The following is an 18990-nucleotide window of genomic DNA, read 5'->3' as shown; positions in this document are numbered from 1 at the left end:
ACACTCGACTCCTGCGGGAAATAGAGGGAAAGCTGAGACCCACAGGCAATGCCTTAGGAGGCTCAGCCCCTCCCCGCGGAAAGCGAGAGTACGTGAGCGCTATGGAACGGACTTTCTTTTGCAAAAATGATGTTTTAAGATCAATTTGTTATTGTTCTTTTTTGAGGTTAGCTCATTTAGTTATGTCCCAGGCTCTTTCCATTCGTTATTGGGGAAGATATGTGTATAATGAATTTTCAGTTATTAGATTTCAAAGCATCTCAAAGAGCATTCTCATAGGAGATGAGACCATTTACTGAATAATTTTTTTTGCTAACCCCATTAGCTTTTTCAAACTTGTTTCTTTTATATTTCCCTAGTTTAGTAGTTCTTTCGAAATAATATTACAAAAAAATTGTATGCATTAAAAAAATATTTTAATTGTACTTCATGTATGTTATGATGATTAGGATTTGATATACAACCATTTTGAAAACGGTTTCATTCGAAGAGTATAGGATGTGACAAAGATGAAAAAGAAGGATCAACATATATTTGACTTTGCTATTAGAACGGCTGATATGCTTGTGAAGATGTTTGGCCCTCATTGTGAAGTAGGTGTTCATGATTTCTCAGATTTTAAGAAATCGCTTATACATCTTGCCGGTAATGTAACTGGTCGTTCAATTGGTGCTCCAATTACAGATTTAGTTTTGAACGAATTAGCAAAGGGAAACAATGTAGCAGAGGATCTTGCCAACTATAAAACGCAGACACCAAAGGGAAATGTAATGAAATCATCAACCGTTTTCTTACGAGACGAAAATGATAAAATTATTGGCGCGCTTTGTATGAATTATGACATTAGCTTGATGATGCAATTTGGTGGTGTCCTTGAAACGTTAACAAACTTTAATGAGGAAGATACGAAGGATGAAACCTTCTTTACATCCGTACAGGATATTGTTCACGAAATGGTGGAACAAGTCCTTCAACCGTTTAAAAAAGCACCTGCAAGTATGACGATTGATGAAAAAATTGAGGCAGTGAAACAGTTAGAGGAAAAAGGGACTTTCTTAATTAAAGGAGCCAATGAATATGTTGCTTCTATTTTAGGAGTTTCCAAGTTTACTATTTATAATTATTTACAGAAAATAAAAGTGATGAATGAGAATGAGAACACGCATGAGTATGTTTAATATAATGAGTCAGTTAATGATAAAGGAGCATAATATATGAAATATAGATCAGCTTTTGATATTATCGGCCCAGTGATGATCGGACCTTCTAGCTCACATACAGCTGGTGCTGCTCGCATTGGAAGGGTAGCTCGCACTTTATTTGGCAGGCAGCCAACTAAAGCAGAAATATACCTTTATGGTTCATTTGCGAAAACATATAAGGGACATGGAACAGATGTGGCAATTGTCGGGGGAATTCTTGATTACGATACGTATGATGAACGTATTCCTGGATCGCTGCAATTAGCCGAGCAACTAGGAATAGAGATCGTTTTCTCTGTTGAAGAAGCAGTTGTCGATCATCCAAATACTGTGCGCATTAAATTGTTCGATGATGATAAAGAAATGGAGCTTGTTGGTATTTCCATTGGTGGAGGCTCTATTGAAATAATTGAATTAAATTCATTTGCTCTCAAGCTTACAGGTGAACATCCTGCTATCTTAGTTGTCCATAATGACCAATTTGGTGTAATTTCAAAAGTTACTTACCTTTTAGCACAACATGAAATAAACATCGGTCATATGGAAGTGTCAAGAAAAGAAAAAGGGAAAATGGCATTAATGGTCATTGAAGTTGACCAAAATATTGATCAAAACTTAATGGACGAAATCGCTCAGTTACCACATATCACTCAAGTCATCAAGATGGTGGATTAATGACAGCACGTAGGAGGGATGTATGATGTTATTTAAGAACGCGGCAGAATTAGTAGAAATAGCAGAAAGAGAGCAAATTAAAATTGCGGAAGTGATGATTCGCCAAGAAGTGGAAGTATCTGGGCGCACACGTGAAGATATTATTGCCCAAATGGATCGTAATCTCACCGTTATGGAACAAGCGGTAGAGAGAGGTTTAAATGGTGTAACTTCCGTTTCCGGGTTAACAGGTGGGGACGCGGTTTTATTACAAAAATATATAAAAAGTGGAAAAGCACTTTCTGGTCACACCCTGCTTGACGCTGTTAGCAAAGCTGTTGCTACAAATGAAGTAAATGCAGCGATGGGGACCATTTGTGCAACACCAACGGCAGGCTCAGCAGGCGTTGTACCTGGGACACTGTTTGCTGTTAAGGATGTACTTAACCCATCAAGAGAAGAAATGATTGAATTCTTATTTACATCCGCAGCGTTTGGCTTCATCGTTGCCAACAATGCTTCCATTTCCGGAGCAGCTGGTGGCTGTCAAGCAGAGGTAGGGTCAGCGAGTGGGATGGCAGCTGCAGCTATTACAGAAATGGCAGGTGGTTCACCTTCTCAAGCAGCACATGCGATGGCGATTACTTTAAAAAATATGCTTGGTTTAGTATGTGACCCTGTAGCTGGATTGGTAGAAGTCCCTTGTGTGAAAAGAAACGCAATGGGTGCTTCAAATGCGATGACTGCAGCGGACATGGCATTAGCAGGAATCACAAGTAGAATTCCATGTGATGAAGTGATTGATGCCATGTACCGTATCGGTCAAACGATGCCTTCCGCGTTAAGAGAAACGGCTGAAGGTGGGTTAGCGGCTACACCAACAGGCAGAAGACTAGAACAAGAGATTTTTGGAAACAAAACAAAAGCAGTTAAATAATTTTTGTAAGAGAACTAAAAAAGAACATTCTTGATTCGTGTCCATACGATTCAAGGGTGTTCTTTTTCTGTTATTTAGGTAAAAGGTGTACCTGTAAGCTAAGTTAGTAAAATTTTTCTGCGTTTGCTAATTAGGAATGAGATAGGGCGAGAAACGACTAGAGGTAAAGAGTACTGTAGTTAGTTTTAAAGAAATAAATCAAAAAGACTTAATGAAGTGCTTACTTGATATACAAGGTTCTTCCTAACTTGAGAATATAATTAAGCAAGAGTAAAAGGGAAGACCACTACAATAGTGGTCTGATGTAAAGGGGTCAAATGATAGTTGATACTAGTATATTCTCCTTAACCTCGGTCCCAAAACCTTTGTTTACCTACATTTTGAATATAAGTTTTAAAAGGGCCATTTGTTATTGTTACACCAGGTTTATTAATAATCCCGACTTCTTGAATTAAGTACATGCCACTTCGAGAAGAGCCGATGGGTTTATAATGGTTATATTGCTCAATTATATAGCTCTTAGCCTTTTGATTAAAGTGAGGTGTGGCTCCTCTTCCAGATACGACAAATAGACTGTCATAAACCAGTGGAGAACCTGTTAAAAAGGAATCGTCGACTTGAAGCGTACTACCATCAGTTCCAGTCAATGTTTCCTGTGTTTCACTAATAATGAACGGGCGAGTTTTTGCAGCGAGCAGTTGTTGTAATAATGGACGTACAATTGCTGCATCATATTGATCAGCCACGATAATCCCCACTTTTAAGGTAGCTGGAGAAAAAGTTGTGTTTGCCATACTAAGTGCTTTAGAGGATGCAGTTTCAGATGACTCTTTTACATTAGGCGGCTGGACACCAATTTTTTGTGCGACAGATGTGGCAAGGTCGTGGCTTATATGACCAATGAGATTGACGACATTTTGCCTGACCATTTTACTTTTTACTTTACCTAATTCAAAGCTAAAAGCTAAGTAGATATGATTCCTCTCAACATCACTCATACTATTCCAAAATAACCTTGCTTGAGAAAAATGGTCTTGAAAACTTGGCGCAGTCTTTCGAACTTTCATACCTTCAACTTGAGAAGGATATGTGAGGAACCCTCCTCTTGCTGGGGGTACTTCATAAGGTGTATTGTTTTGCAAGGAATTATTGTGATAAGCGACTTTGCCCTTATCGATAATATATCTGGCTGCACCGTCTCGTTGGTTGTTATGAAATGGACAAACAGGACGATTAATAGGAATTTGTTGGAAGTTTGTTCCTACACGATATATTTGTGTATCTGAATAGGAAAAAATACGCGTTTGTAGTAGGGGGTCATTAGAGAAGTCAATACCACGGACGATATTACCAGGGTGAAGAGCAACTTGTTCAGTTTCGGCAAATACATTATCAACATTTCGATTCAATGTCATTTTACCTATTTTTCGTACGGGTACAAGCTCTTCTGGCCATAATTTAGTCGCATCAAGAATATCAAAGCCGAATGTAAATTCGTCTTCTTCATTAATGACTTGTATGCCTAATTCATACTCAGCAAAGTGGCCTTCTTCGATATTTTCCCATAAATCTCGGCGGTGAAAATCCGCATCCGCTCCGCCAAGTTTTTGTGCTTCATCCCAAATTAATGAGTGAAGACCAAGTACGGGCTTCCAATGAAATTTCACAAATTTCGCTTCGTTATTTTTATTAACAAGTCTAAATGTATGGACGCCGAAGCCCTCCATCGTTCTAAAACTACGGGGAATGGTTCGGTCGGACATAATCCACATCATCATTGCTGCAGATTCTTCATTGCTCGAAATGAAATCCCAAAAAGTGTCATGAGCTGTTTGACCTTGTGGAATTTCATTATGCGGTTCCGGTTTTACTGCATGAATGAGATCTGGAAATTTTATGCCGTCTTGAATAAAGAAGATGGGAATATTATTCCCTACTAAATCAAAATTACCTTCTTCTGTATAAAATTTTGTCGCAAATCCACGTACATCTCGGTTTGTTTCATTTGCGCCTCTCGAGCCCGCTACTTGAGAAAAACGGACGAATACGGGTGTTTCTAAACTAGGATCTTGAAGAAAATGTGCCATTGTTATATCTTCTAACGATTCATATACACGAAAAACCCCATGTGCAGCAAATCCCCTTGCGTGAACTACTCTCTCAGGAATACGCTCTCTATCAAAATGCGCCATTTTATCCTGAAATATAAAATCCTCCATCAAGGTGGGACCGCGTTCACCAGCTGTTAAAGTATTTTCGTCATTCGCAATTTCTACCCCTTCATTAGTTGTTAACGGTTGATTTTTATTTTCACGAATGAATGCTTCTAATTGTTTCGTTTTTTTATTTTCTGGCTTTTTGCCTTCTCGCTCCACTACAGTCACCTCCATTATCAAAGGTATGATGACGGTAATAAAGTATGTATAAAATTTTATGATATCCGCTTTTGATGATCTTTTACAGCAATAAGAATCCCCTTATTAATCCAATAATTGAAATTTTCGGGCGGGAAAACACCACGTCTTTGTGAAGAGCCCATTTCAATAATAATACTACTTTCACTTACATCCAAAACCTTCAAAGATTTTGATAAGCATAAGTTAGGTAAAAAACCATCTTTAATGTTAAACTCCATATTTTTTTTAATAGCCATCTAATTTCCTCCAATTTAAATTATGACTTATAACTATAGACTTGGTTTTACTTTGGGAATATATCTCAAGGGTGAAATAGAATCTTATGTAAATCGTATGGTAAAACCCTATTAAATATTTTTATATTCCATTGCTTCACTTGGGTTGTTTAATCATAATGTAACCAATTTTTAAGAGGTTTATCCTTTATAAGTGTATTTCAGCAATAATGAAGAATAATAGAAGAAAACAATTTTAATGGTCTTTATAATAAAGGGAGTAATAAAATATGGAATTTCCAATCATACATACAAATTTTTGGGATGCTATTATCGCCATTCCCTTAGTGATTATCTTTACGCAAGTGTTAAAATATTATCTCGGGATTAGTAAACCTTTTGTACCGACAGTGGCTATTTTATTAGGGTTAATTGTATCAATCTTTATAAGCCATAGAGGGGATTTCATTGCAGGTGTCTTTATGGGATACTTTTATGGTTATGGGGCTATTGGTAGTTATGCTTCCCTTAAAACATCTTGGCATTATTTTAGAAATAAAAAATAATGAAAAAAGGCCAAAGAGTGCTTGCTTTATTGTTGATTAAAACACGAACAAATTTCCATTTGTCCGCGTTTATTGAGGATATCATTCTTTACTTGAGGTTTGAGCCACAAATTGCATCCTTTCATTAAACATTGTTGGGTAGGATAGGAACCCAAGTATAGTACTCGTAATAACAGCAGATGAAAGCAACATAAATAGAATCAACAATTGAAACATGACAGCCTGAACAGGATCAGCTCCTGCGATTATTTGTCCGCTCATCATCCCAGGCAGTTGTACAAGACCAATCGTTTTTTGACTTTCAATTGTCGGTATCGTACTGGCACGAATACTTGTCATTAACTGGCGGTGAATGGCTTGCTTCGGTGTACTTCCCAATGATAGAAATAGCTCAACTTCTCCTGTTCTGTTTTCAATTTCAGCGGTAAACCGATTGAGAAATAATATCGATAGTACCATTGCATTGCCAATGATCATTCCACTAATTGGAATCATGTATTGGGCAGTTGCTGGAATGATTTTAAGACTAATAAGGACACCTTGTGTTAACACTTCAATAAAGCAGTATGTAAGGATAAGTTTCCATGTAATCCCTTTGATCATCACCCCTTTTTTTCTTGCATTATGTACGGCAGTAGTAATAATGAGAAGAATCATTAAAAAGATATAGAAATAGCTTTCTGAATCAAAAACGAATTGCAGCACATATCCGACCGCAAGAAGTTGGATGATTGAACGTATGGTCGCAATCAAGACATCTTTTTCAAGACCTAACCGAAATGTTTTTGATAAGACAATAGGAATAAGAACAAATATTAATGTCAGAGATAATTGAAAAAATGTCATTTTTTCTCACCACCTTCAAAAAACTGTTTGACCTTATCATTCGTGGAGGAAGCGACTTCAGCACTTTTTCCATATGCCGCTAGTTTGCCATCTATCATTACCCACGTATCATCCCCTATACGAAGTGCTTGTTCTAGATTATGAGTAATCCAAATGATGGTTGTTTCCTTCTTTTGATTAATCGATGTAATCAGTTGCTCAATTTCCCTTTGTGAAGACTGATCAAGGGCAGATGTAACTTCGTCTAACAATAATATTGCCGGTTCATTCAGTAATGTCCGTGCGATAGACACCCTTTGTTGTTGCCCCCCAGAAAGGTCTGTTGCTTTCCGGTGAAGAAATGTTTCATTCAACCCAATTAAATGAAGCATTTCAATCGCCTTTTCTTTTGATAATCGCTTTCCATGGAGGGATAGTGGCAATGATAAATTATCAAAGACATTCCCTTCTATCATGATAGATTTTTGGAGAACTATTCCTACTTTACGGCGTAATACTGTTGGTGTAAGGGTCAAAATATCCTCACCCTGAATGAAAATATCTCCAGATGAGGCTGACTTCATCCCATTACATAAATGAAATAATGTAGACTTGCCTGAGCCTGATGGACCGACAACGGTCGTTATATTTCCGGAAGAAATCGCACCCGTTATGTCTTTAATAATTGCTACTGAATCAGTATGATAATGCACATTTTGAAATGAAATCGCTGCTTGCAAATATAACCACCCTTTTACTTTTATGATAAATCTTTATGTACAACCTTAGTATATCCTAAAGGATGAGATTAGTTAGATATTTAAAGACTTCTTGCGCAAAATGACCAAGAAAAAACTTTATGTTTTTTTAAAATAAATCGATCGAATGGTTACTTAGTAAGAAGACTTCTCTTAATATTTGAAAAAAGAAAAGGATTTATAAGGGGTCTTAAAGAAAATGAAATATATAACAATGACAACTAAGAGGAGGTAAAAGTGATGAAAAAATATGAACTAGCAGTAATTCCTGGTGATGGTATAGGAAAGGAGGTTGTACCTGCTGCCGTAAAAGTGCTCCAAACAGCAGCGACTTTACATGGTGGTATTCAATTAGAGACAACTGAATTTCCATGGGGGTGCGACTATTATCTCAAACATGGCAAAATGATGAGTGATGACGGTCTAGAGCAACTGAAGAATTTTGATGCGCTTTTTTTGGGTGCAGTAGGAGATCCGAACAAAGTGCCTGATCATATTTCTTTATGGGGGTTACTCATTCACATTCGGAGAGAATTTGAGCAGACAATTAATATCCGTCCAGCAAAATTATTTAAAGGGTTAACTTCCCCTCTCGTTAATCCTGGACCATTTAATTTTTTAGTTATCCGTGAAAATAGTGAAGGGGAGTATAGTGAGTCTGGGGGAAGGATACATAAAGGAGAAGATGAAATCGCTATCCAAAACGCCATTTTTACGAGAAAAGCAACGGAAAGAGTAATGGATTATGCGTTTAAGCAAGCTGTTCTTCGTAAGGGTCATGTCACTTCAGCTACGAAATCTAACGGTATTGTCCATTCGATGCCATTTTGGGATGAAGTGTTTAATGATGTGAGTAAGTGCTATACAGGAGTGCGTACATCATCTGTGCATATTGATGCACTAGCTGCTTTTTTTGTTACCAAACCGAGCGATTTCGATGTGATCGTTGCTAGTAATCTTTTTGGAGATATTTTAACTGATATTGGTGGAGCGATTATGGGGAGTATTGGTATAGCCCCTGCAGGAAACATCAATATAAATGGGAAATATCCGTCCATGTTTGAGCCTGTACATGGTTCAGCGCCAGATATTTATGGGAAAGGAATAGCCAATCCAATCGGGCAAATATGGACGGCTTCGTTAATGTTAGATCATTTAGGTGAAGCAGCACTAGCTAGAGAGGTCTTACGAGCAATGGAAGAAGTGACTGAGGCAGGGATAAAGACGAAAGATATTGGTGGAAATGCTACGACTGATGAAGTGACAAATAAGATTTGTCTTCAATTACAAAATAATATTGGCTGAATTGAGGGAGGTTGAGCATATTTGATGAATCAAATGTTTAGCTTTTTATTCGTACCAGCGATTTCTACCAAGATGGTAAATAAGGCCTTAACGATTAAACAATCAGCTATCATACTAGACTTAGAGGATTCTGTTGCCCACTCCAAAAAGCATGTAGCCAGAGAGAAGGTCTCTGGTTATATGAGTGAACTTAATGAATGGGATAGGCAAAGGGTATATATTAGGATTAATGATAGTGATAGTCCATATTTTTATCATGATCTCCAATTAGTGAAAGGCTGTAGGCCACGGGGGGTATTTATCCCAAAGTCAGAAGATAAAAACATGATAAAGAAGGTAGCTACTTATTTGGCAGATGAATCTATAGCACTTATTCCGTTAATCGAAACGGCAAAAGGGATACATTATTCATTTGACATTGCCACTGCAACAAAAACCGTTGAAAGGCTCGCTTTTGGTGCGGTTGATTATTGTTTAGATACAAATATTGAGGTAGGGGAGCGGAGGGAAGAGTTATTATACGCACGTTCGCAATTAGTAAACGCTTCAGCAGCAGCTAAAACGTTACCCCCTATTGATTCTGTGTTCCTTCAATTAGAGAATAGCAACGATCTGATTAAAGAAACAAACCATGGCCGGAAATTAGGCTTCGCCGGTAAATTAGCGATACATCCAAACCAAGTCGTATGGATCAATGATGTGTATCATCAAGAGAGTAAAAACCGTATTCAAGAAGCAAAAGAAGTAATTAGACTGTTTGAAAACGCTGAGAAAGAGGGGAAAGCATCCATTAATGTGAATGGTCGCTTAGTTGATTACCCCGTGTATAAACAGGCTAAGAAAATACTGCAGATTAATAATGAATGAAAGTGATAACACTCTCATATGGCTAACTATAAAAAGGTTGGTAAGTTGGTATGGGATTCCATTAACGTCTTGCAATTAGTTTTACTACTCTTCGAAATAAATTCAGAAAAGTATAGACAATTTTAATTGGATTTTGTATCCTGTTTTAAAAGGGAGTAAAGGGTGAGTGATCATTGACGATTGATGTTGAATTAAAATTAGATAATCGCGATACACTGCATTTAAAAGTATGTAATGTCCTCCGAGAAGCAATTATAAAAGGCCAGTTTAAACCTGGTGAACGATTAAAACAATCAGATTTAGCAGAAAAACTAGGTGTTAGTAGAATGCCCATTAGAGAAGCCTTGAGGAAATTAGAATCTGAAGGCTTAATTACACTAGTACCACATAAAGGAGCTATTGTTAAAACCATTCATTTATCAGATTTACAAGAGGTTTACACCTTAAGAGCACAGTTAGAGAAGCTGGCTTTTATCCAAAGTGCAAAGCTGCTTACAGATACTGAAATCACGAGATTAATAGAACTTGTTCAATTGATGGAAGATAGTGAAGATGTAGATGAATTTGTTGAAAGAAATATAGAATTTCATCAATTATTATTAAAGCACTGCCATTGGGAGAGATTAAATGGTTTTATTGATTCTCTTTGGAATGGGCTACCACAACAAACCCCACATTTTATTACAGGTCAGACGGCTACATCAAATGAAGAGCATCAGGAGATTATCAAAGCGATAAAAGAGAAAAGATTTGAGCATGCAGGTGAGATTTTGTCTCATCATATTTTAAGAACAGGCGAATCACTTATTCACAGTTTAAAAAATGAGAGAATGACATAAACGTAGTTTCATCAAGAGGGCAGCACGAATTATTCCGAGCTGCCTTATCTTTTGTAAACGTTTACTTTAATGAAGGAAGGGAGAATGGGAATGACTTTAACGGAAAAAATTTCAGAATATATAGTTAATTTAGACTATCAAGATTTACCAAAAGATGTGATTGAATTTACGAAAGTGTGTATTTTGGATTGGTACGGTTCAGCAATAGCAGGAATAGATGAACCACCAGTTATTGCTTTAAAAGAGACGTTACTGGAAATGGGAGGGAAGGAACAGGCAACCCTCATTTCCGGTGAAAGAACTTCTCTTGCTAATGCTGCGATGATTCATAGTGCTGCTAGCCATATAGTGGAGTTAGATGATATCCATAAAGGATCGATTATTCATGCAGCAACAGTTGTGATTCCAGCTGCTTTATCTGTGTGTGAAGCGTATGACTTATCTATTGAAGACTTAATTACGAGTATCGTCATCGGCTATGAAGTTTGTTATCGTATTGGTGAAGCGGTTACGCCTAGTCATTATTATTATTGGCATAATACCGCAACATGTGGCACATTCGGAGCAGCAGCTGCAGCAGCGAAGTTATTAAGGCTCAATAAACAACAAATCGTTCATGCTTTGGGGAATGCAGGGACACAGGCAGCAGGATTATGGGAATTTATTGAAGATGGAGCTAATTCTAAACAGCTTCATACAGCAAAGGCATCCTATAATGGTGTACTTGCAGCATTACTTGCTAAAAAGAGCTTTACAGGTGCATCAAAAATACTAGAGGGAAAACGTGGCTTTTTCAAGGCAATGAGTGATTCGTACAACGAACAAAAGGTTGTGGAAGGACTCGGTGAGCAGTTTAAAATAATGGAAAATGGTTTTAAGCTGTATGCCTCCTGTCGTCATACCCATCCGAGTATGGACTGTGTGCATACATTGATGAACAAATATACAATAGACCCTACTGAAATTGAAAAAATCCACATAGAAACTTATCAAACAGTTTTAGATATAACGGATAATCCTGATCCTCGTTCCATTTATGCAGCAAAATTTAGTGTGCAATTCTGTGTTAGCTTACTTGCTCTTAAAGGTAGTGCTTTTCTACAAGATTTTAATGAAAAGTCATTAAATAATAGTGAAATCAGAGAAATGATTCATAAAGTTCGAGTTACATCTACAAAGGATTTTACGGATGCCTATCCGGAACAATGGGGTGCAAAGGTAACTATTGTCTTAAGAAATAAAGAAAGTTATTGTTTCGCGACTGAATTTCCAAAAGGAGACCCAGAGAATCCTGCCAGTAAAAAACAAATGGTTGAAAAATTCCAGTCATTAGTGGCTCATAAGATCACAGATGTAAATCATAGAGTAGATGATATATACAATATTGAAAAATTAAAAATAAAGGATTGGCTAGTGGCAAATAGTCCAATTGCAAATGGAAAAGAGGCTTAATGATGAAAGTGATTGCTTATGACCATATAGTGGAACAAGTAGCGAAGCTTTGTCAGGAAGCGAACTTTGATCTTGGCGAAGATGTTATTTCTGCTTTTCGACAAGCGGTGGAAACAGAAAGGTCACCAATTGGAAAAGATATATTGTTAGATTTAATTGAAAATGCCAATATCGCTACTGAAAACCGCGTCCCCATGTGTCAGGATACAGGTGTTTCCGTTTTTATTGTTGAATTAGGTCAAGACTGTTTTATTAAAGGTGGGACAATCACAAATGCCATTAATGAAGGTGTAATGAAAGGGTATAAAGACGGGTATTTAAGGCATTCTATCGTCAATAATCCCCTGACGAGAGATAAATCTGAAACATATAACAGCCCTGCCATTATTCATATCGAAATGAAAGCCGGAGATCAACTCGTTATCCATATGTCGGCAAAAGGGGGAGGGAGTGAGAATATGAGTGCCCTTAAAATGTTAACCCCAGCAGATGGTATTGAAGGCGTAAAAGATTTCATCTTAACCACCGTTGAACATGCAGGACCGAATGCTTGTCCTCCTTTAGTCGTTGGTATTGGAATTGGTGGCAATTTCGAACGCTGCGCTTATTTAGCTAAAAAATCATTGTTTCGGCCAATTGGTCAACATCATCCATCTCCAGAAGTAGCCCAATTAGAAAAAGATTTGATGAAAAACATGAATGAAATGGGGATTGGTCCTCAAGGGTTAGGTGGAGATACAACTGCCCTAGATGTAAAGATCGAGTTAGAACCATGTCATATCGCTGCACTTCCTGTGGCAGTTAATTTGAATTGTCATGCGTCTAGACATAAAGAATTGAGAATGTGAGGCTGATAGAATTGGGAAAAAAACAGTTATCTTTACCGTTAAGTCCAGAAGAGTTGGCAACATTAAGAGCAGGAGAGCAAGTTGAATTAACCGGCTTAATATATACAGCGAGAGACGCAGCCCATAAAAAAATTTATGCTCGTTTATCTCAACAAGAAACGATTCCATTCTCATTAGAAAATGCTTTTATTTATTACGTTGGTCCGACCCCAGCAAAGCCTGACCAAGTGATTGGTTCCGCCGGTCCAACAACTAGTAGTAGAATGGATAAATACACACCATTATTATTAGAGCATGGCTTAAAAGGAATGATTGGAAAAGGGTATCGAAACGAAGAAGTAAAGGAAAGTATAAAAACAAACAAAGCAGTTTATTTAGCAGCAATAGGGGGAAGCGGCGCACTTCTGTCTAGGGCTATTAGAGAGGCAGAGGTTGTGGCCTTTCCTGAGTTAGGTACGGAGGCAGTATATCGGCTTACAGTAGAACATTTTCCAGCTACAGTAATTATCGATTCTTTAGGTAATGACTGGTATATACAAGCAAGAGAGAAGTTTCAACAAGAAAGATCGAAGCTTTAATCAATTATTTTCATGCTAGGACAAAGACTTATATTGCCTATCAATTGTATCCATTATCCCAAACTAATTATCTATTTTCTCAATAAAATATTGAATATTATTAATATATATAATAATATAATTAATAAATTCAGAAAATTCTAATAAGGTGGTGTGGGTAGATGGAGTTTGAATATACAAGTGAAAACCAACAAGTCTTACAAATGGTAAAGGAGTTTGTTCGAAAAGAAGTGTCACCCCAAATCAAGTATTATGAGAAAAATCAATTATTCCCGAAAGATATTTTTGAAAAAATGGGGAATCTCGGTTTTTTTGGTGCTTGTTTCCCGGAGCAATATGGTGGATCTGAATTAGGTTTTCTTAATTTAGCTATCATTGCTGAAGAAATATCAAAAGCACATCCATCGTTAGGTTATGCCTTTAATATGCAAGCAATGACCTGTCCTTTTACAATATTAAATTGGGGAAATAAGCAGCAAATTGAAAAATATGTTCCTTCACTAATAAAAGCGGAGAAAATTGGTATGTTCGCTCTTACTGAATCTGGTGGTGGCTCAGATCCTGCAGGAGCAATGAAGACAACGGCTGTTCTAGATGGTGATGAGTACGTGCTGAACGGATCAAAAATGTGGATTACTTTTGCTAATGAAGCAGATGTAGGTGTGTTATTTGCGAAAACAGACCCAGACGCTGGTCATAATGGCATTTCTGCTTTTATTATTGAGACTAATTTACCGGGGTTTTATGCAAAGCCAATCGAAATCAGTTCCCTAGGATTTATGACTAGAAGCTGTGAAGTATTTTTAGAAGACTATCGAATCCCAAAAAATCAATTATTAGGTAAAGAGGGAGAAGGTTTTAAAATAGCGATGAACGCCCTTGATTATGGGCGCTTAACTGTTTCTTCGCGATTGGTTGGTATTGCTCAAGGTTGTATTGATGAATCGATATCTTATGCAAACGAACGAGAAGTGAGTGGCGTAGCGATTGGTCAATATCAAATGATTCAACATTTGATTGCGGATATGGTAGTAGAAACAGAGGCTGCAAGATTGCTTACTTATAAAAGCGCTTACTTAAAAGACAAAGGCGAGGCGGCAACTAGACAAAGTGCATACGCAAAATATTTTGCCTCAGAAGTAGCTACCAAAGCAGCAAGAAGTGCATTAGAGATATTTGGTGGCAATGGTATCGCAGATGAATATCCGATTATGAAGTATGTAAACTATGCGAATATGCTTCACTTTGGTGAAGGATCGGCGAATATCCAACGAATACTGATTGCCAATGACGCCTTAGGAGAAAAGGATGCCAATCGTCATCATATCGAAAGAAAGTTTTCCTTAAGTAGTGATATTCATAAGGTGAGGTTGTAATCGATGAGTGATAGTCAACCACTTGCAGGTGTTAAAGTATTGGATTTGTCTCGTGTATATGCAGGACCTGGGGGTTCAATGATATTAGCAGATTTAGGGGCTGATGTCATCAGAATAGAGGCACCGAATGGTACAGATAGTATGAGAGATTGGATTCCTTTCATAGAAGGAGAAAGTACGTATTATTTTACCGCTAATCGTAATAAAAAATCAGTTGAGTTGGATTTGAAAAAGCAAAAAGGGAAGGAGATCTTTTTACAACTCGTAAAAGAGGCTGATATTGTCTTAGAAAACTTTAAAACAGGCACTTTGAAAAAGTTGGGTCTCGACCTAGAACAACTTAAAAAGGTTAAAAAAGATATTATATTATGTTCAGTAACCGGATATGGTCAAACGGGACCGTATAAAGGGGAACCTGGGTTTGACCCTGTTATGCAAGCAATAGGCGGTTTAATGGAAGTCACTGGATTTCCGGAAGGGGAGGCGACAAGAGTGGGGCTTCCACTCGTCGATATTATGACGTCACAATATGTAGCAATAGCGATTCTCGCCGCTTTAAGGCAAAGAGATCAAACAGGAAAGGAACAATATATTGATCTATCTCTATTTGAAGTACAATTAAGTGCACTTGCCAATGTAGGAAGTAGTTATTTAAATACAGGTACTGTTTCAACAAGAGTTGGCAATGATCATAGTTATATTGTTCCTTATCAAGTGTTTAAATGCAGTGACCGCCCTTTAATGGTTTGTTGTGGGAATGATAAATTATTCGCAAAATTCTGTGTGGTTTTAGCTCGTGATAGTTGGATAGATGATCAAAGGTTTATAACAAATCAAGCTAGAGTAACTAATCGTGAAGTGTTATCAAAAAAAATCGCAGAAATTATGATAACCAAAACGGCAGATGAATGGTTCACTCAATTATCACAAGTAGGTGTTCCAGCTGGACCAGTAAATAATATTGAACAAGTTTTTCAACACCCTCAAGCTGAAGCGAGAGAAGTTGTTGAAGAAGTTGACCATGTAAAGCTTGGACGTATTCAATTAGTAAAAAGTCCACTCAAGAATTCTACGCTAAATATTAAAACAAAAACAGGACCACCTTTGTTAGGGCAACATACTGAAGAACTTCTACATTCTTTAGGGTATCAAACATTAGAGATTAATCAATTGAGAAAAGAGGGAGTAATTGGTTCGTCAGATAAGAAGAAAGTGTGATTTTGAACAATACTGGGGGTGTTTCCAATGAAAAAGATCCTTCTATTGACTGTATTTTGTATAGGCATTTTATTAAGTGCATGTAGTCAACAGACATCCAATGAAAGCGCTTCCGATGAGGAGTATGTGATGGATATTAATAATTGGCAGCCATCTACACATCACTATGCTTATAATGCATGGGAGCCATGGAAGAAGATGGTGGAAGAAAAGACAAACGGAAGAGTAAAGGTCAATATTTATCATGGCAGTGCGTTAGGAAAGTCTAGCTCCGTTTATCAAGATATAAAAGGAGGGCTCTATGATGTAAGTCTTCTCGTAACAAACTATTTTTATGATACTCCTTTTTTTCCTTATACAATCGGTAGTCTACCTTTTGCCTTGCAAGGACCTGTTGAGGCCAACAAAGTTTTAAGTAAATTCGAAGATCGATTTGCAGACAAGGGATTAGATAATGTCATCCTTATGCCTCCCACATCAACAGATGCCTATGATTTATTCTCTACATCACCTATTTACACAATTGAAGATTTACAAAACAAAAAAATGAGAATGAGCGGAAAAGGAGAAAATGCCTTTATTCAATCATTAGGAGGAACGCCAGTATCGATCACATCTGAAGGTATATACGAAGGATTAGAAAAAGGGATGATTGATACCGCATTTTATACACCTATTGGCGGTGAAGCAGTAAGGTATTATGAACCGGCCCCTTATATCACACAAATGTCAGTACTCGTCAATCCACTCATTCCTGTAATGAATAAAAACTTCTATGATCAGCTTCCGCCAGATTTACAAAAAATCTTTACAGAAGAATTGAATCCTGCGTTATCAGAAATGTTTACAGAGAGTTATGTTACAGAGTTAGCTGCTTCCAATAAGCAGTTAGAGAAAGCAGTTGAAAAAAGAGGTGAATATATTAAACTTTCTACAGAAGAAGACGTTAAGTATCGTGAAGCGGGTAAAGGTGCCTGGGAGTTATGGATAGAAGATGCAAATAAACGTGGATATGATGGGGAAGAAATGGTCGAAGCTTTTTTTGAAATTCTCCGTGAAGAAGATTACCCTTTACCATTTGAAAATTAAAACAGTTAAGGTGGTGGAATACATGAGAAAGCTTGAAGAGGTCATACGTTTCTTTACAGCAATAACAAAATATATTGCGTTAGCAACGATGACACTGATGATGATATTTATTACGTTTGCTGTGATGAGTCGCTTACTATTTTCACCTATTATAGGTGATATCGAAATTGTTCAGTTAGGTATGGTTGTGCTAATCATGTGTGGTTTGGCTTATACAGAACAAGTAAACGGACATATTACAATAGATATTATCACAAGTAGACTTTCATATAAGTGGCAACGCGTCTTAGATATATTTGGCGCATTTCTTACATTTATTATTACCATCCTCATTGCTTATATTTATCTTCATGTCGGGATTTTTCATCAATTGACAATGCCTATATCTACTACTCTTTTAGAAATCCCTTTTTACCCCTTTGATTATATCATTACATTCGGCTTTCTCATGTGGGGAGCTGAGGCATTTCTAAGAATGCTCAAGCTCATCCTTTCATTGAATCATGAAAATATAGGAGGTGATGAACATGCCGGTTGAATGGTTTGGCGTAATCGTTATTTTGCTCATGTTTGTTTTAATGTTTTTTAAAGTACCCATTGCTATCGCAATGGTCGTACCAGCCGTACTAGGAATCTTTTATTTGAAAGGTTGGACGGCATTGGCCACCGTTGTTGAAACAGTGACATGGGATCATAGTTTTAGTTATACGTTAAGCACTATTCCTATGTTCGTTCTAATGGGTGAATTATTATTTATCTGTGGAATTAGTACAGAACTTTTTAATACATTCAGACTTTGGCTTAGTAGATTAAGAGGTGGACTTGGGATGGCGACGATTGCATCCTCTGCAGTGTTTGCGGCCGCTTCAGGTTCAAGCCTTGCAAATACTGCCACAATGGGTGTAATTGCATCGAAGGAAATGCTAAAGGCGGGTTATAACAAATCATTAACCGGAGGAACGATTGTTGCAGGGGGAACATTGGGAGTGCTCATTCCACCAAGTACATTGTTTATTCTATATGGCATGATGACTGAACAATCTATCGGACAGCTTTTAGTGGCTGGCATTATCCCGGGGATTATGCTGATCATTTTATATATGATCACTGTATTTGTGGCTGTTTCTTTAAGACCAGAGTTAGCACCAATGATTCATACAAAGGTGGAATGGAAGGATCGTTTTATCGCATTGAAATCCACCGTATGGATTATTTTGTTATTTGGCATTGTGATTGGCGGTATGTATATCGGCTGGTTTAACCCAACAGAAGCAGCAGGGATTGGCGCATTCTTTACTTTTATTTTTGCATTAATCAGAAAGAAATTAACGATACAGTCATTTGTTCAAGCATTATCTGCTACTTTGAAAACAACTGGATTTTTATTTGCCATTATTATTATGGCATTTATATTAAATTACTTCCTTACAATTACGAGATTGCCTTTTCTATTAGCAGATATTTTCGAATCTATTTCAGTTCCTCCTTTTCTATTATTTGTACTTATTATTCTTATGTACATTTTATTAGGAATGGTGATGGATGCCCTTGCTATGGTTGTCGTTACACTACCAATTATTCTACCGATCATTCTTGCGATGGATATGAATTTAATTTGGTTTGGTGTCATTATTGTTTTAGTGATGGAAATGGCTATGATCACTCCTCCTGTTGGCATGAATTGTTTTGTACTGAGAGGATCGGCCCCTGACCTTACTTTAGAACAAATTTTTAAAGGGGCGAGTATATTTTTAATTCCCATTTTCCTATTAATTATTATTCTTTATCTATTTCCTGATATTGCTTTGTTCTTGCCTAAAAATATGTATTAAGAGGAAGGTGAA

19 protein-coding genes are annotated in these 18990 nt (G+C 37.2%); 15 read left to right on the top strand and 4 right to left on the bottom strand.

Translation table 11 applies throughout. From position 1 onward, the window contains the following. Positions 1-509: 509 nt before the first annotated feature. Genes H9655_RS05685 through sdaAA form a run of 3 tightly spaced genes read left to right on the top strand, consistent with a single transcriptional unit; the run spans position 510 to position 2793 of the window. Positions 510-1178, top strand: coding sequence for a helix-turn-helix transcriptional regulator (locus H9655_RS05685; protein WP_191811816.1), 669 nt, complete (start codon positions 510-512; stop codon positions 1176-1178). Positions 1179-1214: 36 nt separating this feature from the next. Then, a complete protein-coding gene (sdaAB, locus tag H9655_RS05680) occupies positions 1215-1877 on the top strand; it encodes an L-serine ammonia-lyase, iron-sulfur-dependent subunit beta (RefSeq protein WP_191811814.1) in 663 nt (220 codons plus the stop codon). 25 nt (positions 1878-1902) lie between these two features. Next, complete coding sequence (gene sdaAA, locus H9655_RS05675; RefSeq protein ID WP_191811812.1) at positions 1903-2793, top strand: L-serine ammonia-lyase, iron-sulfur-dependent, subunit alpha; 891 nt, start codon at positions 1903-1905, stop codon at positions 2791-2793. A 344-nt stretch (positions 2794-3137) separates the two neighbouring features. On the opposite strand, the gene H9655_RS05670 is transcribed toward sdaAA, so the two are convergent. Both H9655_RS05670 and H9655_RS05665 read right to left on the bottom strand, forming a co-directional pair. Further along, a complete protein-coding gene (locus H9655_RS05670; protein ID WP_318245448.1) occupies positions 3138-5168 on the bottom strand; it encodes a catalase in 2031 nt (676 codons plus the stop codon). 56 nt (positions 5169-5224) lie between these two features. Next, entirely contained in the window at positions 5225-5446 is a 222-nt protein-coding gene (locus tag H9655_RS05665; protein WP_191811808.1) for a hypothetical protein, read from the bottom strand. Positions 5447-5715: 269 nt separating this feature from the next. On the opposite strand from H9655_RS05665, the gene H9655_RS05660 reads away from it, so the two are divergent. After that, on the top strand, positions 5716-5991 hold the full coding sequence (locus tag H9655_RS05660; protein WP_191811806.1) for a hypothetical protein: 276 nt from the start codon (positions 5716-5718) through the stop codon (positions 5989-5991). Between the two features lie 81 nt (positions 5992-6072). Here the strand turns inward: H9655_RS05660 and H9655_RS05655 are convergent, their stop codons facing one another. Together H9655_RS05655 and H9655_RS05650 are read right to left on the bottom strand one after the other, a co-directional pair. Further along, positions 6073-6837, bottom strand: a complete 765-nt coding sequence (locus tag H9655_RS05655; protein WP_191811804.1) for an ABC transporter permease — start codon at positions 6835-6837, stop codon at positions 6073-6075. Then, positions 6834-7556: an ABC transporter ATP-binding protein gene (locus H9655_RS05650; RefSeq protein ID WP_191811802.1), complete on the bottom strand. Its 723-nt coding sequence runs from the start codon at positions 7554-7556 to the stop codon at positions 6834-6836. Before H9655_RS05650 ends, H9655_RS05655 begins: the two co-directional genes overlap by 4 nt. A gap of 258 nt (positions 7557-7814) precedes the next feature. On the opposite strand from H9655_RS05650, the gene H9655_RS05645 reads away from it, so the two are divergent. From H9655_RS05645 to H9655_RS05595, 11 genes are all read left to right on the top strand, one after another. Further along, on the top strand, positions 7815-8879 hold the full coding sequence (locus H9655_RS05645) for a tartrate dehydrogenase (RefSeq protein WP_225230462.1): 1065 nt from the start codon (positions 7815-7817) through the stop codon (positions 8877-8879). Between the two features lie 24 nt (positions 8880-8903). Continuing rightward, positions 8904-9746, top strand: coding sequence for an HpcH/HpaI aldolase/citrate lyase family protein (locus tag H9655_RS05640; protein ID WP_225230484.1), 843 nt, complete (start codon positions 8904-8906; stop codon positions 9744-9746). A 173-nt stretch (positions 9747-9919) separates the two neighbouring features. Next, on the top strand, positions 9920-10585 hold the full coding sequence (locus H9655_RS05635) for a GntR family transcriptional regulator (protein WP_191811796.1): 666 nt from the start codon (positions 9920-9922) through the stop codon (positions 10583-10585). Between the two features lie 90 nt (positions 10586-10675). Beyond that, on the top strand, positions 10676-12037 hold the full coding sequence (locus tag H9655_RS05630) for an MmgE/PrpD family protein (RefSeq protein ID WP_191811794.1): 1362 nt from the start codon (positions 10676-10678) through the stop codon (positions 12035-12037). A 2-nt stretch (positions 12038-12039) separates the two neighbouring features. Beyond that, on the top strand, positions 12040-12885 hold the full coding sequence (locus tag H9655_RS05625; protein ID WP_191811792.1) for a fumarate hydratase: 846 nt from the start codon (positions 12040-12042) through the stop codon (positions 12883-12885). Between the two features lie 11 nt (positions 12886-12896). After that, complete coding sequence (locus tag H9655_RS05620; RefSeq protein ID WP_191811790.1) at positions 12897-13463, top strand: Fe-S-containing hydro-lyase; 567 nt, start codon at positions 12897-12899, stop codon at positions 13461-13463. 161 nt (positions 13464-13624) lie between these two features. Then, positions 13625-14839 (top strand): acyl-CoA dehydrogenase family protein, encoded by a 1215-nt coding sequence (locus H9655_RS05615; RefSeq protein WP_191811788.1) that lies wholly within the window; start codon positions 13625-13627, stop codon positions 14837-14839. A 3-nt stretch (positions 14840-14842) separates the two neighbouring features. Further along, on the top strand, positions 14843-16057 hold the full coding sequence (locus H9655_RS05610) for a CaiB/BaiF CoA transferase family protein (RefSeq protein ID WP_191811786.1): 1215 nt from the start codon (positions 14843-14845) through the stop codon (positions 16055-16057). A 27-nt stretch (positions 16058-16084) separates the two neighbouring features. Then, positions 16085-17146 (top strand): TRAP transporter substrate-binding protein, encoded by a 1062-nt coding sequence (locus tag H9655_RS05605; RefSeq protein WP_225230461.1) that lies wholly within the window; start codon positions 16085-16087, stop codon positions 17144-17146. Positions 17147-17168: 22 nt separating this feature from the next. After that, positions 17169-17684 carry a TRAP transporter small permease gene (locus tag H9655_RS05600; protein ID WP_191811782.1) on the top strand — a complete coding sequence of 172 codons (516 nt, stop codon included), beginning with the start codon at positions 17169-17171 and terminating at the stop codon, positions 17682-17684. Continuing rightward, positions 17674-18978 (top strand): TRAP transporter large permease, encoded by a 1305-nt coding sequence (locus tag H9655_RS05595; protein ID WP_191811780.1) that lies wholly within the window; start codon positions 17674-17676, stop codon positions 18976-18978. Before H9655_RS05600 ends, H9655_RS05595 begins: the two co-directional genes overlap by 11 nt. The last annotated feature ends 12 nt before the right edge of the window (positions 18979-18990 follow it).

The sequence above is a fragment of the Cytobacillus stercorigallinarum genome (genome assembly GCF_014836495.1).
GTDB lineage: Bacteria > Bacillota > Bacilli > Bacillales > Cytobacillaceae > Cytobacillus > Cytobacillus stercorigallinarum.
The sequence above is the reverse complement of the archived record's forward strand: the minus strand, read 5'-3'. Positions and strand labels throughout refer to the sequence as shown.